Origin of the sequence: Sphingosinicella rhizophila (genome assembly GCF_032378825.1) — a bacterium.
GTDB classification, from domain to species: domain Bacteria; phylum Pseudomonadota; class Alphaproteobacteria; order Sphingomonadales; family Sphingomonadaceae; genus Allosphingosinicella; species Allosphingosinicella rhizophila.
The window spans coordinates 408,384-427,438 of sequence record NZ_JAVUPU010000001.1 but is presented as its reverse complement, the minus strand read 5'-3'; the positions used below and the strand labels follow the sequence as shown (position 1 = coordinate 427,438).

At 62.0% G+C, this 19,055-nt stretch carries 16 protein-coding genes; 12 read left to right on the top strand and 4 right to left on the bottom strand.

The window, feature by feature from the left end; all coding sequences use genetic code 11:
- Positions 1–780 carry a polyphosphate kinase 2 family protein gene (locus tag RQX22_RS01950; RefSeq protein WP_315723137.1) on the top strand — a complete coding sequence of 260 codons (780 nt, stop codon included), beginning with the start codon at positions 1–3 and terminating at the stop codon, positions 778–780.
- 68 nt (positions 781–848) lie between these two features.
- Positions 849–1,265 carry a hypothetical protein gene (locus tag RQX22_RS01945; RefSeq protein WP_315723135.1) on the top strand — a complete coding sequence of 139 codons (417 nt, stop codon included), beginning with the start codon at positions 849–851 and terminating at the stop codon, positions 1,263–1,265.
- 5 nt (positions 1,266–1,270) lie between these two features.
- On the opposite strand, the gene greB is transcribed toward RQX22_RS01945, so the two are convergent.
- Positions 1,271–1,747, bottom strand: a complete 477-nt coding sequence (gene greB, locus RQX22_RS01940; RefSeq protein WP_315723133.1) for a transcription elongation factor GreB — start codon at positions 1,745–1,747, stop codon at positions 1,271–1,273.
- A 9-nt stretch (positions 1,748–1,756) separates the two neighbouring features.
- On the bottom strand, positions 1,757–3,787 hold the full coding sequence (locus RQX22_RS01935) for a lytic transglycosylase domain-containing protein (RefSeq protein ID WP_315723131.1): 2,031 nt from the start codon (positions 3,785–3,787) through the stop codon (positions 1,757–1,759).
- Positions 3,788–3,882: 95 nt separating this feature from the next.
- On the opposite strand from RQX22_RS01935, the gene dapA reads away from it, so the two are divergent.
- The 6 genes from dapA (at position 3,883) to recA (ending at position 10,045) form a co-directional block, all read left to right on the top strand.
- Positions 3,883–4,758 carry a 4-hydroxy-tetrahydrodipicolinate synthase gene (dapA, locus tag RQX22_RS01930; RefSeq protein ID WP_315723130.1) on the top strand — a complete coding sequence of 292 codons (876 nt, stop codon included), beginning with the start codon at positions 3,883–3,885 and terminating at the stop codon, positions 4,756–4,758.
- Positions 4,758–5,240 (top strand): SsrA-binding protein SmpB, encoded by a 483-nt coding sequence (gene smpB / locus RQX22_RS01925; protein WP_315723128.1) that lies wholly within the window; start codon positions 4,758–4,760, stop codon positions 5,238–5,240. Before dapA ends, smpB begins: the two co-directional genes overlap by 1 nt.
- A 140-nt stretch (positions 5,241–5,380) precedes the next feature.
- Entirely contained in the window at positions 5,381–5,950 is a 570-nt protein-coding gene (locus RQX22_RS01920) for a DUF2062 domain-containing protein (protein ID WP_315723126.1), read from the top strand.
- A 124-nt stretch (positions 5,951–6,074) separates the two neighbouring features.
- Complete coding sequence (locus RQX22_RS01915; RefSeq protein WP_315723124.1) at positions 6,075–8,453, top strand: hybrid sensor histidine kinase/response regulator; 2,379 nt, start codon at positions 6,075–6,077, stop codon at positions 8,451–8,453.
- Between the two features lie 38 nt (positions 8,454–8,491).
- Positions 8,492–8,851: a response regulator gene (locus RQX22_RS01910; RefSeq protein ID WP_315723123.1), complete on the top strand. Its 360-nt coding sequence runs from the start codon at positions 8,492–8,494 to the stop codon at positions 8,849–8,851.
- 168 nt (positions 8,852–9,019) lie between these two features.
- The gene (gene recA / locus RQX22_RS01905; protein WP_315723121.1) at positions 9,020–10,045 is read left to right on the top strand and encodes a recombinase RecA; all 1,026 of its coding nucleotides are present in this window, start codon (positions 9,020–9,022) and stop codon (positions 10,043–10,045) included.
- 54 nt (positions 10,046–10,099) lie between these two features.
- On the opposite strand, the gene RQX22_RS01900 is transcribed toward recA, so the two are convergent.
- Positions 10,100–11,308, bottom strand: coding sequence for a multidrug effflux MFS transporter (locus tag RQX22_RS01900; RefSeq protein ID WP_315723118.1), 1,209 nt, complete (start codon positions 11,306–11,308; stop codon positions 10,100–10,102).
- A 162-nt stretch (positions 11,309–11,470) separates the two neighbouring features.
- Between RQX22_RS01900 and RQX22_RS01895 the strand changes: the two genes are divergently transcribed.
- Complete coding sequence (locus RQX22_RS01895; RefSeq protein WP_315723520.1) at positions 11,471–12,094, top strand: glutathione S-transferase family protein; 624 nt, start codon at positions 11,471–11,473, stop codon at positions 12,092–12,094.
- 123 nt (positions 12,095–12,217) lie between these two features.
- Positions 12,218–13,492 carry a dicarboxylate/amino acid:cation symporter gene (locus RQX22_RS01890; protein ID WP_315723518.1) on the top strand — a complete coding sequence of 425 codons (1,275 nt, stop codon included), beginning with the start codon at positions 12,218–12,220 and terminating at the stop codon, positions 13,490–13,492.
- A gap of 3 nt (positions 13,493–13,495) precedes the next feature.
- On the opposite strand, the gene RQX22_RS01885 is transcribed toward RQX22_RS01890, so the two are convergent.
- Positions 13,496–15,523, bottom strand: coding sequence for an elongation factor G (locus RQX22_RS01885; RefSeq protein ID WP_315723117.1), 2,028 nt, complete (start codon positions 15,521–15,523; stop codon positions 13,496–13,498).
- A gap of 226 nt (positions 15,524–15,749) precedes the next feature.
- On the opposite strand from RQX22_RS01885, the gene RQX22_RS01880 reads away from it, so the two are divergent.
- Entirely contained in the window at positions 15,750–16,295 is a 546-nt protein-coding gene (locus RQX22_RS01880; RefSeq protein ID WP_315723115.1) for a hypothetical protein, read from the top strand.
- 65 nt (positions 16,296–16,360) lie between these two features.
- Positions 16,361–19,021: an alanine--tRNA ligase gene (alaS, locus tag RQX22_RS01875; RefSeq protein WP_315723113.1), complete on the top strand. Its 2,661-nt coding sequence runs from the start codon at positions 16,361–16,363 to the stop codon at positions 19,019–19,021.
- Positions 19,022–19,055 lie beyond the last annotated feature (34 nt).

Sequence of the window (19,055 nt, the reverse complement as noted above, 5' to 3'; positions counted from 1 at the left end):
ATGACCCTTCGCCTCTCCGACCATGAAACCGGCGCCAAGTTCGATGGCGACTATGAAGCAGTGCTGGCGGCGTTGCAGGAGCGCCTGGCACGCATCCTGGTCGCCCACATACTTCACAAGAAACGCAGTGTCATCCTGTTCGAAGGCTGGGACGCCGCGGGCAAGGGCGGGTCAATCCAGCGCCTGACCGCAAAGCTGGACCCGCGCGCCTTTCACGTCTGGCCTATCAAGGCGCCCACCGCAGAGGAGAAGGCCCGCCATTTCCTGTGGCGATTTTGGAAGAAGCTGCCGGGGGCAGGCGAAATCGCGATCTTCGACCGAAGCTGGTACGGCCGCGTTCTGGTCGAGCGGGTCGAGGGCTTCGCGTCCGAGGCGGAATGGCGTCGAGGCTATGACGAAATCAACGAGTTCGAAGCCCAGCAGAATTTCGATGGCACCCACATCGTCAAGCTCTTCTTCCACGTAACGCAGAAGGAGCAGGACGATCGGCTGAAGGACCGCCTCAAAGATCCCTGGAAGCGCTGGAAGGTGACAGCCGAGGATTTCCGCAACCGTCTGCGCCGTCCGGACTATCTGGCCGCGATCGAGGACATGCTCGCTCTCACCGATACGCGTTGGGGGCCATGGTGCGTGATTGACGGCAATGACAAGAAATCAGCGCGGATCGCCGCACTTACCATCATCGCCGATCAGCTCGAGCAGCATGTGCCGTTGAACCCGCCCCAAACACCCCCCGAACTTGAAGAATTGGCGCGCAACGCGTTTGGGAAAGATGGTTGACGATCCGAAACGGGAGACCTCTTCGTCCGTTTCATGATAGTATGACGTCGACCATAAGGAGAGAGGCGATGCGAAGGGCTGCCCTGGTGGGATTGTGTCTGGCGGCGGCGGGGATGGCCGGTTGCGAGACCTATGAAGGACGAGACGCATACGATTCCGGCCCTTATGCGACGGCCGGCCTCTATGGCGGCTACGATTATCAGGGGCAGGACTATGACCGGCTCGGGAATGACTGCGCCTATTTCGATGGCAGTGGAGCCGGCCTTCTAGACCCGTGGCTTGCCTGCACGGACGAGGGCAGGGAGGTCGTCCGCCACGGGTTCGACCGAGATGAGGATCGGGTCATCAGCGACGAACTGGCGGATCAGGCCAATATCTGGTTCCGCCGTCATGCCGATACCGATCGCGACATGCGGCTCACCGATCCGGAAATCAGAGCGGCGCTGGTGAATGCTGCACGCCATCATGATGTCATGGGCGATTGATCCCGTCAGGGATAGTGGATCGTCACTATTTCGATCTCGCGCTCTCCGGCCGGCAGCAGGATCCGGCGGACATCGCCTACGGATGCGCCGCGCACGGCCCGTGCGATCGGGGAGTTCCAGCTGATCCGCCCGCTGCCGGGATCCGTTTCATCCTCGCCGACCAGCGTGACGATCCGTTCTTCGCCCTCCTCGTCGGCCAGGGTGATCGTGGCGCCGAAATAGACACGGTTTCGATCGGTCTGGGCGGAAGGATCGACAACCTTCGCGCTCTTCAACCGCTTTGACAGCCAGTTGATCCGCCGATCGATTTCCCGCAGCCGCTTGCGGCCGTAGATGTAATCGCCATTTTCGGAGCGATCGCCATTGCCGGCAGCCCAGCTGATGGTTTCCACCAGCTGGGGCCGCTCTTCGGCGAAGAGCCTCTCATATTCCTCCCTGAGGATCCGATAGCCTTCGGCTGTGATGTGATTGGGCTTGTCCATGCCGGGGCCTTATCCCGGATTCCGCTTTCCCAGATAATAAGACAGACGATTCTCTCCACTGCCGATGCGCCGCTGCGGGTGAATGGCGTCGTAGACCACCGCGTTTTCGAGAACGCGCTGCACGTAATTGCGCGTTTCGAGATAGGGTATCTCCTCGATCCAGCGCACGACGTCGCTTCCCGGGAGCCGGGGATCGCCATTTTCGCGAATCCATTTGCGAACATTGCCCGGGCCCGCATTGTAGCTGGCCACTGCAAGTGGGAAACTGCCGTTCCAGCTGTCGACCAGATTCGCGAAATAGCTGCTCCCAAGCATGATATTGTAGGACGGATCGCTGGTCAGACGGCCAAGATCGTAGCCGAGACCGATCTTGCGCGAAACTTCGCGCGCGGTGCCGGGCATCAACTGCATCATGCCTCTTGCGCCCGCGTGGCTGACGGCAGCCCGGTCGAACGAGCTTTCCTGGCGCATGATGGCATGGCCCAGGGTCCAATAGCGCGCATAGGCTGGCGGCACCTGGACTTCAGGAAAACCGGCCCGGACATAGAAATTCGATCCTTTGTTGCGTGCCTCGCGTGCGATCCAGACGCCAAGGTCCGCACGCCCGATCTGGCGCCCGAATTCGGCGGCCAAAGCGCGATCCTGATCGGTTTCGAGCTGCTGCGCCAAGGCGCGTATGAACAATGTCTGGTCTGTCCATTGCCCCATCTGGCCGAGCAACCTCGTCGCTTCGACCAGAGGTCGGGCGGCGAAGGCGGCGCGTTCGGATGCGGTCGGCGCCGCGACCTGGGCCGGTGGCGCCATGGTTCGGCCGAGACGTTCCAGGGCGAGCTGGCCGTAAAATTGGTCAGGGCTTGCCGCAGCCTCTTCCAGGAAAGCCGCCGCCTGCTGGGTCTGGCCCGCCGCGTTGGCGGCGCGGGCAGCCCAGTAAAACCCTTTTGAGCGAGTCTGCGGTGAGCGGGCGGCACGGGCATATCGCTCGAACATGCGCGAAGCGTCGTCGGGACGTCTCAGCTGATTGAGCGCCGTGGTCCCCGCCAGCCAGGCAAGGCTCGTATAATGGTCGCGTTCGCCAAAAGGACGCGTGCTGACGTCGGTATCCGCCGGATAGGCATCGTCGAGCTGCGATGCGATCTGATAAGCCGTGGTCCATTGGCTGTCATTGGCCGCGGCCCGTGCCATGGTGAGCAAGGTTTCGAACCAGCTTTCCGGATTGATGGGGCGCATCGTCGTCAACGGCCGCCGCTGGGCGAGCAACTGCCTGGCGGAAATGCTCTGACCGGTGTTGCGGAGCCAATTCGCCCTGTCCATCAGCAGACCGGGGTCGCCATCCACCGTCCCGATCGCGGCAAGGCGGCTGGCGGCATCCGAAGCGCGGGTCTGCAAGGCGAGCCTTGCTTCAAACAAGGCGCGCCGTGTTGGGGACACGAGCGAGATCAGCCGTCCCGCGCTTTGCGTCTGGCCATCAGCGAGGAGCTTCTCCATCCTCAGATCATGGTCGCCGGCACTGAAGACGGCACCAAACAAGCCGAGCAGACGGTCCTCGTCGGGTTGCGGCATGGTGCCTTCATGCCACGCCGTGCGGGCGGCGGCGCGCGCCTCCTCCGGGCGGCCGGAAGCCAGCAGGGCGAAGGCATGCCGAGCATGGCCGAGGGCGGTGAGCGGCGGATGGATTCCAAAATAGGCGGTCACTTCCGATGGCGACACATTGTTCGGGTCGATCGCCTTTTCCGCGGTGCGACGCATGGCAGATTCCCCGGGCCAGTCGCGATAGCTCGTCAGGAAGGACGCATAAGCCGAAAATGGAAGACTGTCGGTCTGGCGCAGACTGTTCCATCGCGACACTGCGCTGCTCACCGCCGGCGAGACCGAAAACGCCTGCGCTGGCGCGGGCGTGGGCCGCTGGACGGGATTGGGCGTTGTGGAAGCTTGCGCCAGCCGAACGGGCGGGGCGGTCGTAACGGGGCGATCAACCACCGCAGCGGCGAGGGAGGCGGCGGATATTCCGCCGAGGCTCAGAAGAATAGCTTTCTTGTGCATGCTGGACAGACTAGCGACCCCCTTCTTATCAGGCCCTGAACGAGCCGGTCGAGGGATTATGGCCCCACCCGAGGCTAAGGTGAAGGAGATAAAGAATGTTTCGCGGGTCGATCCCGGCTCTGGTGACCCCATTTCGCGGTGAAGCGTTTGACGAGGCCGGCTTTCGAACCTTTGTCGAATGGCAGATAGCCGAAGGAAGCCACGGCCTTGTCGCATGCGGGACAACCGGTGAGTCTGCCACGTTGAGCGCCGATGAACATCGCCGCGTGATCGAGATCTGCGTAGAGGTCGCCGGCGGCCGCGTACCGGTCATCGCCGGTTGCAGTTCCAACGACACCGCGTCGGCCAGGCGACTCATGCTTGCCGCGGCAGCCGCAGGGGCGAATGCCGCCCTGTTCGTACCGCCTTATTACAATCGTCCGAACCAGGACGGGATTTATGCCCATTTCGCTGCCCTGGCCGCGTCATCGGACCTGCCGATCATTCTCTACAATGTGCCCACCCGCACCGTCACGGACATTCATGTCGAGACCATGGCGCGCCTGGCGCGCATCCCAACTATCATCGGGGTGAAGGACGCGACCGGAAATCTCGGTCGGGTCACGGCGCAGCGGCTGGCCTGCGGTGAGGATTTCATGCAATTGTCCGGCAATGACGAGATGGCGCTCGGTCTTTTTGCCATGGGGGGCATCGGCTGTATTTCCGTCACCGCCAATGTTGCCCCTCAGCTATGCTCGCGCTTTCAGAATGCCTGCGCCGCCGGCGACTGGCCGCTCGCTTTGACCCTTCAGGATCGACTCTATCCCCTTCACGTCGCCTTGTTCTCCGATGCCTCGCCGGGTCCGACGAAATATGCCTTGGCGCGCCTGCGTCCCGAGATTTCGGCTGAATTGAGGCTGCCCATGACGCCCCCTTCGGGGGCCAGCCGCGAAGCGGTGGATGCTGCCCTCGCTCATGCAGGGCTCGTCTGATGGTACGCCCGCGCCCCGCATCCTTCGACAAGCAGAAGATCGTCGCCGAAAACCGTCGTGCGCGCTACGATTATGCCGTCCAGGACGTATTCGAGGCAGGGATCGCCCTGACTGGCACCGAAGTGAAGTCATTGCGCTTTGGCGAAGGATCGATCGCCGAGAGTTATGCGGAGGTCAAGGACGGTGAAGTCTGGCTGATCAACGCGAATATTCCGGAATTCAGCCATGGCAATCGCTTCAATCACGAGCCCAAGCGGCCGCGGAAGCTGTTGTTGCACGAACGCGAGATCGGCAAGTTGTTCGGAGGTGTGGCGCGGCAGGGCATGACCTTGGTGCCGCTGTCGATCTATTTCAACGCACGCGGCCGTGCCAAGGTCGAACTCGCGCTCGCCAAGGGACGCAAGGCGCCGGACAAGCGCGAGCACGAGAAGGAAAAGGACTGGAAAAGGGAGCAGGGCAGGTTGCTGCGTCAGCATGGATGATGTTCAGGTCGGCAAGACCATGATCAAGAGCATTCGTTCCGGCCCTGCGGCATCGCGATCGCTGACCATCTATTGACATTGCGCCCTTCCCCCTTCCTTGCGAGACGACGCATGAGAATTTTTCAAGACCATTGCCCTACATGAGCGCAGGCGGACGAAAGGACTGGCTCGCTCGCTGGATCGGGAAGAATATGCCCAAGCGGGAGGATCTGGCGGAGAGCCGGTGGATCCGTCCATTGGGGCATCGTGTCCTGCATAGCGAGTTCTGGCGCTTCACGCGGCGATCGGTTCCGCGTGGCGTCGGGGTAGGTCTTATCGTCGGCATCTTCCTGATGATCCCCGGCATTCAGATCGTTGGCGCGGCCTTCCTGTCGATCCCTTTCCGCGCGAACATACCTGTCGCGGCGCTCATGACCTTTCTCAGCAATCCCGTCACCACGCCCTTCATTCTTCTCGCATCCCTGCAGGTTGGGGTGGTGCTCGGCTTTCGGGCCGACCTTGCCGCCTTCCACGAGATGCGCGCGAGCGGCGCCACGGCCGCGAACTGGCTGGCCTGGCTTTTCTCGGATGCTGCGCCTGCCCTTGTTTCGGGTCTTTTCATCATCGCGGTCGTGACAGGGGCGCTCGGCTATTTCATATCCATCTGGGTCTGGCGTTGGTGGATTGCACGCAAATGGCGTCGCCGCCGCGCCCGCAGAAGCGAGATTTGAAAGGCTCCTTCACCCTGCTAGGGTTGCCACCCCTTATCAAAGCCCATTCGAGAACGGGAAAATTGCCGATGCGCCGGTCGCTCGCCCGCTTTGCCGATTCCGCATCTTCCGTGGCAGGCTGAACATGGCGAGTATCGCTTCTGGCGGTCCAGCGCGCTCGGGGGTCGGCTCCGGACTGTTCGTCATATTCGGGGCGGCAGCGGTCTCGGCCGGCTTGCTCTTGTGGGTGATGAAAGATCTGGCTTTCGCCGCGGCCTTCCTGGCCGTCGTCATCGGTTTCGGCGTCCCTCTGATGCTATTGCGCGCTCGAACGGCTGCGGCGGCGGATGAGCCGGAGCCCGCTCGCCTGAATCTTGCCCTGCTTCGTTCCGGTCTCGACACAGGAGAAGCGGCCATCGCCATCATAGACGATGAGAACAGGCTGCTTTGCGCCAACGGCCTGTACGAACAATGGTTCGGTGGGCTTTGCTCGCCACTCGACTTGCCAAGCCCGGAGCCTGAGCGGGGGCGGCTGGCCGAAGCTGCAGTGGCGGCGAGGCGCGACGGATCGGCAATGTTGCAGAATATCTTCGCCGAGAACGGTCCGATGACCGTCGAACTCCGTACCGCTGGACTGGCCGAGCGATACCTCCTCTGGAAATTCACTCGGGCAGGCGAAAGCGACGTCGGCACGGAAGCGCGGCAGTTCGTTTCCGGCGAGGGCGGCGCGCGGCTCAGTCAGGCAGGCGTGATGGCGGTGCTGGCCAATGGAGCCGGGCATCTTGTTGCCGCCAACCGCGCATTTTCCCATCGCGCCCTTGGCGAGGGCGTAGAGGAGATTGCCGGAATCTCCTTCGTCGATCTTCTCGTGGTAGGCGATGAGGGACAGTTCCATTTCGCTCGGGAAGGAAAGGCGGCCAACCCGCTTCGAATCATCCAGGTGCCGATGGGAAAGGGTGAGGAGGGGCCTGTCCTTTTCCTGCTCCTCGACGATCTGGCCTCCAGCTTCTCGCACGGCGCCAATGCCAATGTGAACGCCTTGCTCGAAATTTTGCCTCTGGGCCTCGCCGTCGCAGATCGGGACGGCCGCTTCGTCTATTTGAACAGCGCCTTCCGCCGCGCTGCCGGGCTCAGCAAGAATGCCAAGCCTACCTATCCCGGGGACCTGGTGGTGGATGAAGACAAGGCGGCGGTGTCCGATTCCGTCCGCAGGTTCGCCCGGGGCCCGTCCATGTCCGGCGATCTGGCGGTGAGGCTCAAGGCCAAGCCGGACGAACCGATCGCGCTCACCGTGGCTGGCGCGCGGGGACTTGGCGAAGCCGCCGTGCTTCTTTCGCTCAAGGACAATAGCGAAGAGGACAAATTGAAGCGCCAGGTGGCCCAGGCCACCAAGATGCAGGCAGTGGGTCAGCTCGCGGGCGGTGTCGCGCACGATTTCAACAATATCCTCACAGCCATTATCGGCCACTGCGATCTTATGCTGATGCGTCACACGCCTGGCGACAGCGACTATGACGACATTCAGCAGATCCGGAGCAATTCCAACCGGGCCGCGGGCCTCACCAGGCAATTGCTCGCCTTTTCGCGCCAACAGACGCTGCGGCCGCAGGTTCTCCAGCTGCCCGACATCATTTCGGAAGTCTCGACGCTCCTGAAGCGCCTGCTCGGCGAAACCGTGAAGCTCCAGGTGAAGCATGGCCGCAACCTGGGCCCAGTGCGCGCCGATCCTGGACAGCTCGAACAGGTGATCGTCAATCTTGCCGTCAATGCCCGGGATGCCATGGAAGCCAAAGGTGAAGGCCAGGGGATACTGACGATCCAGACCTATGGTGTTTCCATCGAAGACGTCCGCCGAATGGGGACTGAAATCCTTCCGGTGGCCGATTATACCGCATTGCGCGTGTCGGACACCGGCACCGGCATTCCGAGGCATCTTCTTGCCAAGATCTTCGAGCCGTTCTTCACGACCAAGGAGGTTGGAAAAGGGACCGGTCTCGGCCTCTCGACCGTCTACGGCATCGTCAAGCAATCGGGCGGCTTCATCTTCGCTGAATCGCTCGAGGGGGAAGGGACGAGTTTCGTCATCTATCTGCCGGTCCATCGCGCGGAGATCGCCAAGTCTCCTCGCAAGGCGCGGGAGACAGCCGGCGAGCTTTGGGGCACCGGCACGATCCTGCTGGTCGAGGATGAAGCCACTGTACGCGCCGTTGCCGAGCGTGCGCTCAGCCGTCACGGCTATACGGTCCTGGTCGCTGAAAATGGTGAAGCCGCACTGGAAATCCTGGCGCGAGAATCGAATATTGACCTGATGATCTCGGACGTCGTGATGCCAACCATGGACGGGCCAACGACGGCTCGAGAGGCGCGCAAGACCCATCCGGATCTGCCGATCCTGTTCATTTCGGGTTATGCCGAAGAGCAACTTCGCCAATCGATCGATCTGGATCGCGTCGGCTTCCTCGCCAAGCCGTTTTCGGTCCAGAAATTGGCCGAAGTCACGCGCGACACCTTGCTGGCGAAATAATGGTTTCGAAACCGATCCTAAGGCCTTAAGCAAACGGCGTGACCGCGTTTCGTTCCGTCCTGATCGTCGAAGACGAACCGCTGATCGCAATGATGCTCGAGGATTTTCTCGAATCGTTCGGTCATGTCGTTGCCGGCACCTGCGACAGCGTGGCCGATGCGCTTATGCGAATCGAAAGCGGGGGTTTCGATATCGCCATCGTCGATGTCCATCTGAAGGGTGGGGAACATGCCTGGCCGATCTGCGACCGGCTTGCAGAAATGGGCATTCCCTTCGTTCTCGCGACGGGTGGTCATATCGAGCCGCCGCCCCATCAGCATGCGAATGCCCCGGTATTGACCAAGCCTTTCACGATCGATGCCATCGAACCCGTGCTGACGGAGGCTTGCCGGGTTTGAGCTTGGATGGATGTCTGCCGCCGCGGCGCCGATGTTTCCCTCTTGTTCCACAAGAACAGATCGTGTACACGATCATTCTCGCGTTGAATGGGCGGCGCGCAGCGAATAAGTGGAGCCTCGGCCATGGTGGCATCTCTGAAAGTCGTATCCGACAGGGTTTCTGACAATATGGACAAGCAAAAAGCGCTCGATGCCGCCCTGGCGCAGATCGACCGTGCATTCGGCAAAGGCTCGGCGATGAAGCTGGGCTCGCGTGAAGCGGTGGAAATCGAGACCATTTCGACTGGCTCGCTCGGCCTCGATATCGCATTGGGGGTCGGGGGTCTGCCGCGCGGCCGCATCATCGAAATCTACGGTCCGGAAAGCTCGGGCAAGACCACGCTGGCGCTGCACGCCGTGGCGGAAGCGCAGAAGGTCGGCGGCACGGCCGCCTTCGTCGATGCCGAGCATGCGCTCGACCCTGTCTATGCCAAGAAGCTGGGCGTCAACATTGACGAACTGATCGTCTCCCAGCCCGATACCGGCGAACAGGCCTTGGAGATCACGGATACGCTGGTCCGTTCCAACGCCGTCGATATATTGGTTATCGATTCGGTTGCCGCGTTGGTACCCCGCGCGGAGATTGAAGGGGAGATGGGCGACAGTCATGTGGGGCTGCAGGCCCGGTTGATGAGCCAGGCGCTCAGAAAGCTCACCGGATCCATCTCCAAGTCTCGCTGCACCGTGATCTTCATCAATCAGGTGCGCATGAAGATCGGAGTGATGTACGGCAATCCCGAGACCACGACCGGTGGCAACGCCCTTAAATTCTACGCCTCCGTTCGTCTCGATATCCGCCGTACCGGACAGATCAAGGACCGTGACGAAATCGTCGGGAACGCGACCCGGGTGAAGGTCGTCAAGAACAAGGTGGCGCCGCCGTTCAAGCAGGTCGAGTTCGACATCATGTATGGCGAAGGCGTGTCCAAGATGGGCGAAGTCCTCGATCTGGGCGTGAAGGCCGGGATCGTCGAGAAATCGGGCGCATGGTTCAGCTATGATTCCGTGCGGATCGGGCAGGGGCGCGAGAATGCAAAAGTCTATCTCAAGGAGAATCCTGAGATGGCGGACAGGATCGAACGCGCCATTCGCGGCAAGACCGAGGAAGTAGCCGAAGCTTTGATGACCGGCGCCGGGGCGGAAGACGATATCTGATCGACGATCGGGCGGAAGGCCGCGGCACCTGGCGCCGTCGATCTTCCACCTTTCTCATTCGGTCTTGATATGGCTGGGCCCCTGGCCTGGCGGCTTGATCATGGCGGGATTTGCCCAATAGGCGATCAGCAGCGCCAATATGGCGCATGAGGAGAAGCCGATCAGGAACGGCAATGTCGTGCCGTTGAAATTCTGCCCGATCGCATAACCGATCAGCGCGCCGCCCACGGTCGTGATCACGCCCTGCAGTGAGGATGCGGTACCGGCAATATGTCCCAGCGGCTCCATGGCAAGCGCGCCCGCATTCGATCCGATCAGGCCGAATGAACTCATCGTCAGCGCTTGCATGAGGACGAAAGCCCAGATCGTCTCACCCATCGTCTCGGTGACGACGAGATGTATCAGTGCCGCGACCGAGAAGCCCGCCAACGCCGTGAGCAGGAGGCGGCGCGGCCCGAACCGGTGGACCAAGCGGGAATTGGCATATGAACTGAGTGCCATCGGTCCCGCGATGCAGGCGAAAACGAGGCCGATCAGGTCAGGCCGCCCGAACACGTCGAACACGATCTGCTGGATGGAAGTGATGAAGGAAAAGAGACCGCCCATTACGAGGGTGACCGTGATCGTGTTGCCGATCGAGGCACGATTCCCGAGCGTTTCCTTGGTGGCTTGACCGATACTGGCGAACGAAAGAGCGCGCCGCGCCGCAGGTGCCAGGGTTTCCGGCAATCGCAGTATCACCCACAATGTTAGGATCAGGCCATAGACGGCCAGGCCGATGAAGATGTGGCGCCAGCTGGAAATGGCGAGCACACCCTGGCCGAAGGAGGGTGCCAGGATCGGGACGATCATGAAGACGATCATCGCCAGCGACATGATCCGGGCCATTGCCGAACCCTGGTAGCGATCCCTGACGATCGCCATCACCAGAACCCGCGTGCTGGCAGCGGCGACACCTTGCATGGTCCGGGCCGCCAGCAGGAGAGGAAAGCTTGCCGCCAGTCCTGCCACGGTGGCAAAGACGACATAGAGGCCCAGACCCACGACCAGCAGACCCTTGCGCCCAAATCGGTCCGACAGCGGCCCATAGATCAGCTGGGCGATGCCGAACCCGATCAAATAGACTGTGATGACGAGTTGCCGATGATTGGCCTGCGCAACATGCAGCGAATCGCCGATGGCCGGCAATGCCGGCAGCATCGCGTCGATGGCCAATGCATTGGACGCCATCAAGGCGGCCACCAGGGCGACGAACTCCCGCATTCCCGGTCCTTTCCGCGCTTGTACCGAAGCTGCGGGCGCCATTTTCGTCAGGGGCCGTATCATGAGAATCCTTCGAAGTGAGGGTCCTCCCTTCCATCGGACCGGCACGGCAGGCAAGTTCCTACTGGGCGCTGCGCGGCGCCTCCGCTATTCGTGCGGGTCATGATCCTGGTCCATCATCTTGAAAACAGCCGTTCGCAGCGTGTCCTGTGGCTCCTCGAGGAGCTTGAGCTCCCCTATGAAGTGCGCCGTTATCAGCGCGATTCCAAGACCATGCGCGCACCGGACACTCTCAAACGCGCGCACCCGCTAGGGCGTGCGCCGGTGATCGAGGACGAAGGACGCACGGTCGCGGAGACGGGAGCCATCGTGGAATATCTGGTGGAAAAGAGTGGCGGCAGGCTCGGCCCTCCTGCCAGACGCGATGCCGTTCTGCGTTATCGGCACTTCCTTCATTATGCGGAAGGCTCGATGATGCCGCCCTTGCTTGCCTTGCTGGTGGTGAATCGACTGGGCCTGCTCGGCAAGCCGGCCAAGACCGCGGTGCAGCAGATGATGGACGACCATCTCGACTGGCTCGAGGAGGAATTGTCGTCGCGCGATTGGTTCGCCGGAGATGAATTCACTGCCGCCGACGTCATGATGAGCTTTCCGCTCGAAGCATCGCGGCATCGGGCCGGGCTGGATGAAACCCGGCCGAACCTCATCGACTGGCTGGAACGGATCCATGCCCGGCCGGCTTATAGCGCCGCGCTGCAAAAGGGCGGTCCTTACGCTTATGCGTGAGTTGGGGATGGGGCGATTGATAGGGCACGTCGAATCCGGCGGTGGCGGCTGCCTCTGCTGAAGCAGAGGCTGAAAAGGGGAAATATGATCGAAAAACGCAGTGGCTTGCCGCTTCAAATGAAGATGTTGATCGGCTTCGTCGTCGGATTGTCCGCCGGGCTGTTCGTGCACATGGTGTTCCCCGACGCGCGCTGGGTCGACAATATCATTACATACGTCACGGGCCCTGTCGGGCAGATATTCCTTCGTCTTCTCTTCATGCTCGTAATCCCGCTTCTCTTCTCGGCATTGGTGGTGGGGATCGCGGAGATGGGAGACATCCGATCGCTGAGGCGGGTGGGTGTGAAGACGTTGGTTTATACGATCGCCATTTCCTCGGTCGCCGTGATCATTGCGCTCGCCAGCGTGAATCTCCTCCAGCCGGGTGCGGGTGTCGACCCTGCGTTAGCCCAGACATTGCTCGCCGATGCACGCGAGGGGGCGGGCGCGATAGTGTCGAGCGCAGAGGGAAAACCTGCGGGAATTTCCAGTTTTCTCAACATCATCCCGAGCAACGTGGTCGCAGCTGCAGCCGACAATGACATCCTGGCAGTGATGTTCTTCGCCCTGGTCTTTGGTGTCGGCCTGCTCCTCGTCAACACGCCTTCCGCCCAAAGGCTGCAGGAGACGATCGAGGGCATATTCCAGGTAACGATGCGGCTGATCGGCTTGGTCATACGTCTCGCGCCGTTCGCGATCGCAGCCTTCATGTTCAATCTCGCATCCGTCTTCGGATGGGAGTTGCTCGTGCGCCTGGGCGCCTATGTGGGCGTCGTCCTTCTCGCCCTCGGCCTTCATATGATCGTTGCCTACTCAATCGTCTTGCGGTTCCTGGGCGGCGTGTCGCCTTTGTGGTTCTTCCGCAACAGCCAGGAAGCCATGGTCATGGCTTTCGCGACCGCTTCCTCCAACGCCACTCTGCCCACCGCGCTTCGCGTGGCGGAAGAAAAGCTTCTGCTTCCATCCCGCATTTCCCGCTTCGTGCTGACTATCGGCGCCACTGCCAACCAGAACGGGACGGCAATCTTCGAAGGAGTGACGGTCCTTTTTCTGGCGCAATTCTTCGGGGTCGAATTGACGCTCGGCCAGCAGGTCATTGTGTTGCTGATGTGTATCCTCGGCGGTATCGGCACTGCAGGGGTGCCCGCGGGCTCGTTGCCGGTCGTTGCCCTGATCCTCGGCATGGTGGGGGTCCCGCCCGAGGGAATCGGACTCGTCCTGGGCGTGGACCGTTTGCTGGACATGTGCCGGACCACGCTCAATGTCACAGGCGATCTGACCGCGGCAGTGGTTGTCTCCCGTGGCGAGCAGGAGTCGGTCCCTGAGGATGTTGACGCGGGAGAAGTCCGCAGGGTCTGATTGTCAGGCGGGCTCCAGCACCTGATGCACGACTTCATCCGCCAGCTTGCCGTTGAGTTCGGCGAGATGGTCGAACTCGGCGCGATAGGTCGCAAGGCCTTGGCTCAGCGACCGAAGCTCCGCGTCCAGTCCCTGTAGCTCCGATTCCGGAAGGATGGCCTCGACCTGGTCCCAGCGGGACCATCCCTGGCGTGGTTCCATGCCGAGCATTTGGCCTCGCCGGCTCGCCACAGCCGACGTGATTCGCGACGTCGCATAAGCCGGCGAAAGGATCGTCACCTTTTGAACTGGCTCCAACAAGTGCGGGGCGGCGGCGGCCAAGGCTTCGGCCATGGCAATGCGTCCGGCGGTCCGGAAGGCGAGTTCGGAACTGTCGACGCTGTGATAGGAGCCATCGGTCAGCGTGACGGCCACGTCGACCACAGGAAATCCGAGTGGTCCCTTGACCATGGCGTCGCGGACCCCTTGCTCGACGGCGGGTATCCACTGCTTAGGCACCGCGCCGCCTGTAATCCTGTCGTTGAACTTGAAGCCTTCCCCGCGTGGAAGAGGCTGGGCCTCGATCACGACATCTCCAAACTGGCCATGACCTCCGGATTGCTTCTTGTGCCGACCCCGTTGGACAACGGATTTTCGGATCGATTCCTTGTAGCCGATGGTCGGCGGATTCGAATCGACGGCGACACCATAGCGCCGCTTCAGTCGTGCCAGGGTCACGCCCAGATGCTCGTCGTTGATGCCCCTGATCCTCGTCTCGTGCAGCGCTTCGTCCTGCTCCCATTCAAGGCATGCATCCTCCTCCACCAATTTGTGAAGCGCGGTGGACAGGCGGACGTCGTCCTTTCGGTCGCGCGTCGCGATCGCCAGCATGAAATTGGAAGCCGGCAGAGCGATGTCCGGAGCGTCGCGCGGCGCGGAGGATCGCGCTAGCCACTGACCGGCAGAGACTTCTTCGGCCTTGGCGATGGCGACGACATCACCCGTCTCCGCCCGCGCAAGCTTGGTCACTTTCTCCCCCTGGAGCATGAAGAGGGTGCCGACGCGAACCGAGTCGCCGGCAGCTGTCTTCAGTTCGCTCCCTTCGCTGAGGCCATCGCCGAAAATACGGGCAAATGCCAAACGCCCCATGGATCCACTATGGGATACCTTGAACACGAAGGCACAATCACCCTCTGATCCGAGGCGCGTCGCGGCGCTGGACGGCGGCGGCGCGTCGTGGCGGAGTGCCTTCATCAGGCGGCGAACTCCAAACCCGCTCGTCGCGGAGCCGAACAGAACCGGTACCACAAGGTTTTCACCGGTTTCCCGGCTGAGATCGGCGAAGATGGTGGAAGGGTCCGGCACCTCGTCCATCAGCAATTGTTCGAGCAGGACATCGTCATGATCGGCCAACTGTTCCAGCATGTGAAACCGATCGCGGGATTCCCGCTCCGCCAGATCGGCAGGCAGCTCGACCGGTTCTGAGGCCTGACCGGGACGGTAGTGAAAGGCGCGTTCAAGCGCGAGATCGACGAAGCCGGTGATCCGTTCGCCCTCCCGGATCGGTATCTGACGAGCGACCAGAGGTGAGGCGCTCATCGGCTGGAGCGCTTCCAGGAGCCCGCGAATGCTGCCGCGCGCCTGATCGATCTTGTTCACGAAGATCAGATGCGGGATGCGCAGCGATTCCAGCTGTCGTAGCGCTGGCTCTGCAAGCAAGGCCCGCTCCGGCTCCGGATCGACGATCAGGACAGCGAGGTCGGCGGCTGCCAAGGCAAGGGCGCCATCCGCGGCGAAACCGACCGATCCCGGCGAGTCGATCACGGCGAACTTGTCCCCGAGAAAGGTGAAATGCATCAGGTTGAGCTCGGTCGAACCTCCGCGCGCACGCGCCTCCGGGCTGGAATCGCCAATCGTCGTGCCCGCATCGACCGATCCCTGCCGATCCGTGGCGCCGGCCGCGAACAGCAACGCCTCTGCGAGACTCGTCTTGCCCGCGCCGCCGGGGCCGATCAGGGCCACCGCTCTTGTGCCAAAGGATCTTTCCGGCATGAGTCTCTCCTTCGTCCGCAATGCGCGAGCCGCAGGGAGCGCCTCGGCGCCATGCTGCCAGACTTCACCCAAGCGGCGCGAAGTTCAAGAGGAAGAAGTCGATGGCGGGCTCAAACGGCGCTTCTGCGGTATGAAGGGCACGGGCGGGGGCAGGGAACGCAGCGCTGTCTCCAGAGGTTTAGCCAAGTGATATGTTCCCGCCGCCCATGCGGCAACGGAGTGCCCGATGGTCCGGCCTTTGACGATTTCGATGATGATCGCGATGCCGCTGGCAAGCGCGTTGCTTGGCCTGCAACTGGGGCGTGCCACGATTGCGGAAATAGACCCAGTTCATTTTCGCGAAGCGGAGACGCGCTTCCATTCGGATCTTGTCGCCAATCGTCCCGCCATTTGGGCCGGCGGCTCACCGGTTCGTCTGAGCGACGCATCGCTTACCCAAGGCCTGGGCAGCGGCTGTATCAAGTGCATCGACTATCCCGAGGAATATCAGCCGATCCACGATCGATCATCCGACGTCTTTGATCCGGTTGTCGCCGAGCCGGAGGTTTGGACCGAAACTGCGGCTCACACCCCGACCGAAGCGGCTGGACCGCTGGTTGCGGAAGACCTGGCTGAGGAAACCGAGACATCCCGGTCCGATGTCGCGCGCTATGCTTATTATGTGATCACGGAAGACGGAGAACAGCGGGCGCGGACAGACGGGAGACTGGAATCTCCGCGATCGATTGAAGCGGTACCGGCAAGCGCCGACGCCAACCGAGGGGTCAGGTGAAGGCCAGTCTCTTCGGCGCTTGAGCTTGTCTTGCTCCACCTGCTCGCCTCGCTTACATCGCGCGGATGAACTCGACCAACGACATCCGCCGTTCGTTCCTCGAACATTTCGGGGCTGCGGGCCATGCCATAGTGCCTTCCGCGCCCCTGGTTCCCCACAACGATCCGACCCTGATGTTCGTCAATGCGGGGATGGTGCCCTTCAAGAACGTCTTCACAGGATTGGAGACCCGGCCCTATGTCACCGCCGTATCGAGCCAGAAATGCGTTCGCGCCGGCGGGAAGCATAACGATCTCGACAATGTCGGCTATACGGCCCGCCACCACACTTTCTTCGAGATGCTCGGCAATTTCTCGTTCGGCGATTATTTCAAGGATCAGGCGATCCTCCATGCGTGGACGCTGCTGACGAAGACCTGGGGTCTCGATCCTGACCGGCTTACCGCCACCGTTTATCATACGGACGACGAAGCCTTCGACCTTTGGCGCAAGATTTCCGGCTTGCCGGAGAGCCGGATCATCCGGATTGCGACTGCCGATAATTTCTGGGCGATGGGGGATACGGGTCCTTGCGGCCCTTGCTCCGAAATCTTCTTTGACCATGGCGATCATATTCCAGGCGGGCCTCCAGGCTCCCCGGACGAGGATGGCGATCGCTTCGTGGAGATCTGGAATCTTGTCTTCATGCAATATGAGCAAGAGAATAATGAGATCGTCCGCGACCTGCCCAAGCCTTCGATCGACACGGGCCTGGGCCTCGAGCGGACCGCCGCCGTGCTGCAGGGCGTCCATGACAATTATGATACGGATACGTTCAGGGCCCTGATCGCCGCCAGCAGCGACCTGACCAGGACGCCGGCTACGGGAGAGCGTCAGGCCAGCCACCGGGTCATTGCCGATCATCTTCGCGCATCGGGCTTCCTGGTGGCCGATGGTGTGCTTCCGGCGAATGAGGGCAGGGGCTATGTGCTCCGCCGCATCATGCGCCGGGCCATGCGCCATGCCCATATGCTGGGCGCGGCGGAGCCGCTGATGCACCGGTTGGTGCCTGCGCTTGTCGCCGAAATGGGTGCGGCCTTCCCCGAATTGGTACGGGCGCAGCCGCTCATCGAGGAAACCCTGAAGCTGGAAGAGACCCGCTTCCGTCAGACTTTGGAGAACGGCCTTCGCCTGCTCGAAGAGGCGACCGCCTCGATGAAGGCCGGCGAAACGCTTCCAGGTGAAGTGGCGTTCAAGCTCTACGACACGTACGGCTTCCCCTATGACCTGACCGAGGACGCCCTCCGCGCGAACGGCATCGGCGTCGACCGGCAGGGCTTCGACGCCGCCATGGCCGAACAGAAGGCCGCCGCCCGCGCTGCTTGGAAAGGGTCCGGCGAGAAGGCTTCGGACGATGTCTGGTTCGACATTGCCGAGGAGTATGGCTCGACGGAATTTACGGGTTATTCCGGCCATGAGGGCGAGGGGCAATTGATCGCCATCGTCAAGGACGGTGTCCGGGTAAACGAAGCGTCGGCGGACGACAAAGTGATCCTGGTCGCCAATCAAACGCCCTTCTACGGCGAAAGCGGGGGCCAGATGGGCGATGCCGGATGGATCCGTAACGATTCCGGCCTGGTCGCGAAGGTCGGCGATACGTCGAAACCACTCGGCCGGCTCCATGCCCATCATGTCGAGATCAGCTCCGGAACCGTCCGAGTCGGCGATGCCGTCCGTCTCGAGGTGGATGCGGACCGTCGGTCGCGCATTCGCGCGAATCATTCGGCCACCCATTTGCTCCACGCAGCGCTTCGCCACCGTCTTGGCGGCCATGTCACCCAGAAAGGCAGCCTGGTTGCCGCCGATCGCTTCCGTTTCGATTTCTCGCATAACAAGCCGATGAGCGTCGAGGATATCGAGGCCGTGGAAGCCGAGGTAAACCGTCACATTCGCGAGAATGACGCCGTCATGACGCGGCTGATGACCCCTGAAGAGGCCATTGCCGCGGGCGCGATGGCATTGTTCGGCGAGAAATATGGCGATGAAGTGCGGGTTCTCTCCATGGGCCGTGGAACCGACGCCAGCTACTCGGTCGAGCTTTGCGGCGGGACCCATGTCAGCGCACTTGGCGATATCGGCTTGTTCAAGGTCATATCGGAAAGCGCGGTCGCGTCGGGGATAAGGCGGATCGAAGCCCTGACCGGCGAAGCCGCCCGCAAGTGGCTGACGGGACGTGAGGAACGGCTGAAAGAGGCTGCGAGCGCGCTCAAGGCGACGCCCGACGAAGTGCCGGGGCGCGTCGTCGCCCTGCTCGATGAACGGCGGCGGCTGGAGCGCGAGCTTGCGGAGGCGAAGAAGGCCCTGGCAACGGGCGGGGGCCGGGCGGCCCACGCCGAGGACGTCGAGAAGGTCGGGACCTATGACTTCATCGGCGATGTGCTCGAAGGGCTGGATCCCAAAGCAGTGAAAGGCCTCGTCGACGAAGCCAAACAGCGCCTCGGCTCAGGCGTCGTGGCGTTGATCGCGGTCAACGAGGGGCGGGCGACGGTGGCCGTCGGTGTCACCGACGATCTCAGCTCAAGCCTGAGTGCCGTCGATCTGGTCCGCCGTGCCGTGGCGGAGCTGGGAGGGCAAGGCGGCGGCGGCCGTCCCGACATGGCTCAGGGCGGCGGTCCGGACGGATCCAAGGCAGCCGTCGCGCTGGAGGCAGTGAAGTCGGCCTTGTCCGAACAGGAAATTGCGGCCTGATCCATTGCTCGAGTTGCGGCTCCGGCAAAGATCA

Bases quoted from the DNA above. Each gene is read 5' to 3' on its own strand.
- RQX22_RS01950 (WP_315723137.1), top strand. From the start codon at position 1: ATGACCCTTCGCCTCTCCGACCATGAAACCGGCGCCAAGTTCGATGGC.
- greB (WP_315723133.1), bottom strand. From the start codon at position 1,747: ATGGACAAGCCCAATCACATCACAGCCGAAGGCTATCGGATCCTCAGG.
- RQX22_RS01895 (WP_315723520.1), top strand. From the start codon at position 11,471: ATGATCCTGGTCCATCATCTTGAAAACAGCCGTTCGCAGCGTGTCCTG.
- smpB (WP_315723128.1), top strand. From the start codon at position 4,758: ATGGTACGCCCGCGCCCCGCATCCTTCGACAAGCAGAAGATCGTCGCC.
- RQX22_RS01935 (WP_315723131.1), bottom strand. From the start codon at position 3,787: ATGCACAAGAAAGCTATTCTTCTGAGCCTCGGCGGAATATCCGCCGCC.
- RQX22_RS01885 (WP_315723117.1), bottom strand. From the start codon at position 15,523: ATGCCGGAAAGATCCTTTGGCACAAGAGCGGTGGCCCTGATCGGCCCC.
- RQX22_RS01900 (WP_315723118.1), bottom strand. From the start codon at position 11,308: ATGCGGGAGTTCGTCGCCCTGGTGGCCGCCTTGATGGCGTCCAATGCA.
- RQX22_RS01945 (WP_315723135.1), top strand. From the start codon at position 849: ATGCGAAGGGCTGCCCTGGTGGGATTGTGTCTGGCGGCGGCGGGGATG.
- alaS (WP_315723113.1), top strand. From the start codon at position 16,361: ATGAACTCGACCAACGACATCCGCCGTTCGTTCCTCGAACATTTCGGG.
- RQX22_RS01880 (WP_315723115.1), top strand. From the start codon at position 15,750: ATGGTCCGGCCTTTGACGATTTCGATGATGATCGCGATGCCGCTGGCA.
- RQX22_RS01890 (WP_315723518.1), top strand. From the start codon at position 12,218: ATGTTGATCGGCTTCGTCGTCGGATTGTCCGCCGGGCTGTTCGTGCAC.
- recA (WP_315723121.1), top strand. From the start codon at position 9,020: ATGGACAAGCAAAAAGCGCTCGATGCCGCCCTGGCGCAGATCGACCGT.
- RQX22_RS01920 (WP_315723126.1), top strand. From the start codon at position 5,381: ATGAGCGCAGGCGGACGAAAGGACTGGCTCGCTCGCTGGATCGGGAAG.
- dapA (WP_315723130.1), top strand. From the start codon at position 3,883: ATGTTTCGCGGGTCGATCCCGGCTCTGGTGACCCCATTTCGCGGTGAA.
- RQX22_RS01915 (WP_315723124.1), top strand. From the start codon at position 6,075: ATGGCGAGTATCGCTTCTGGCGGTCCAGCGCGCTCGGGGGTCGGCTCC.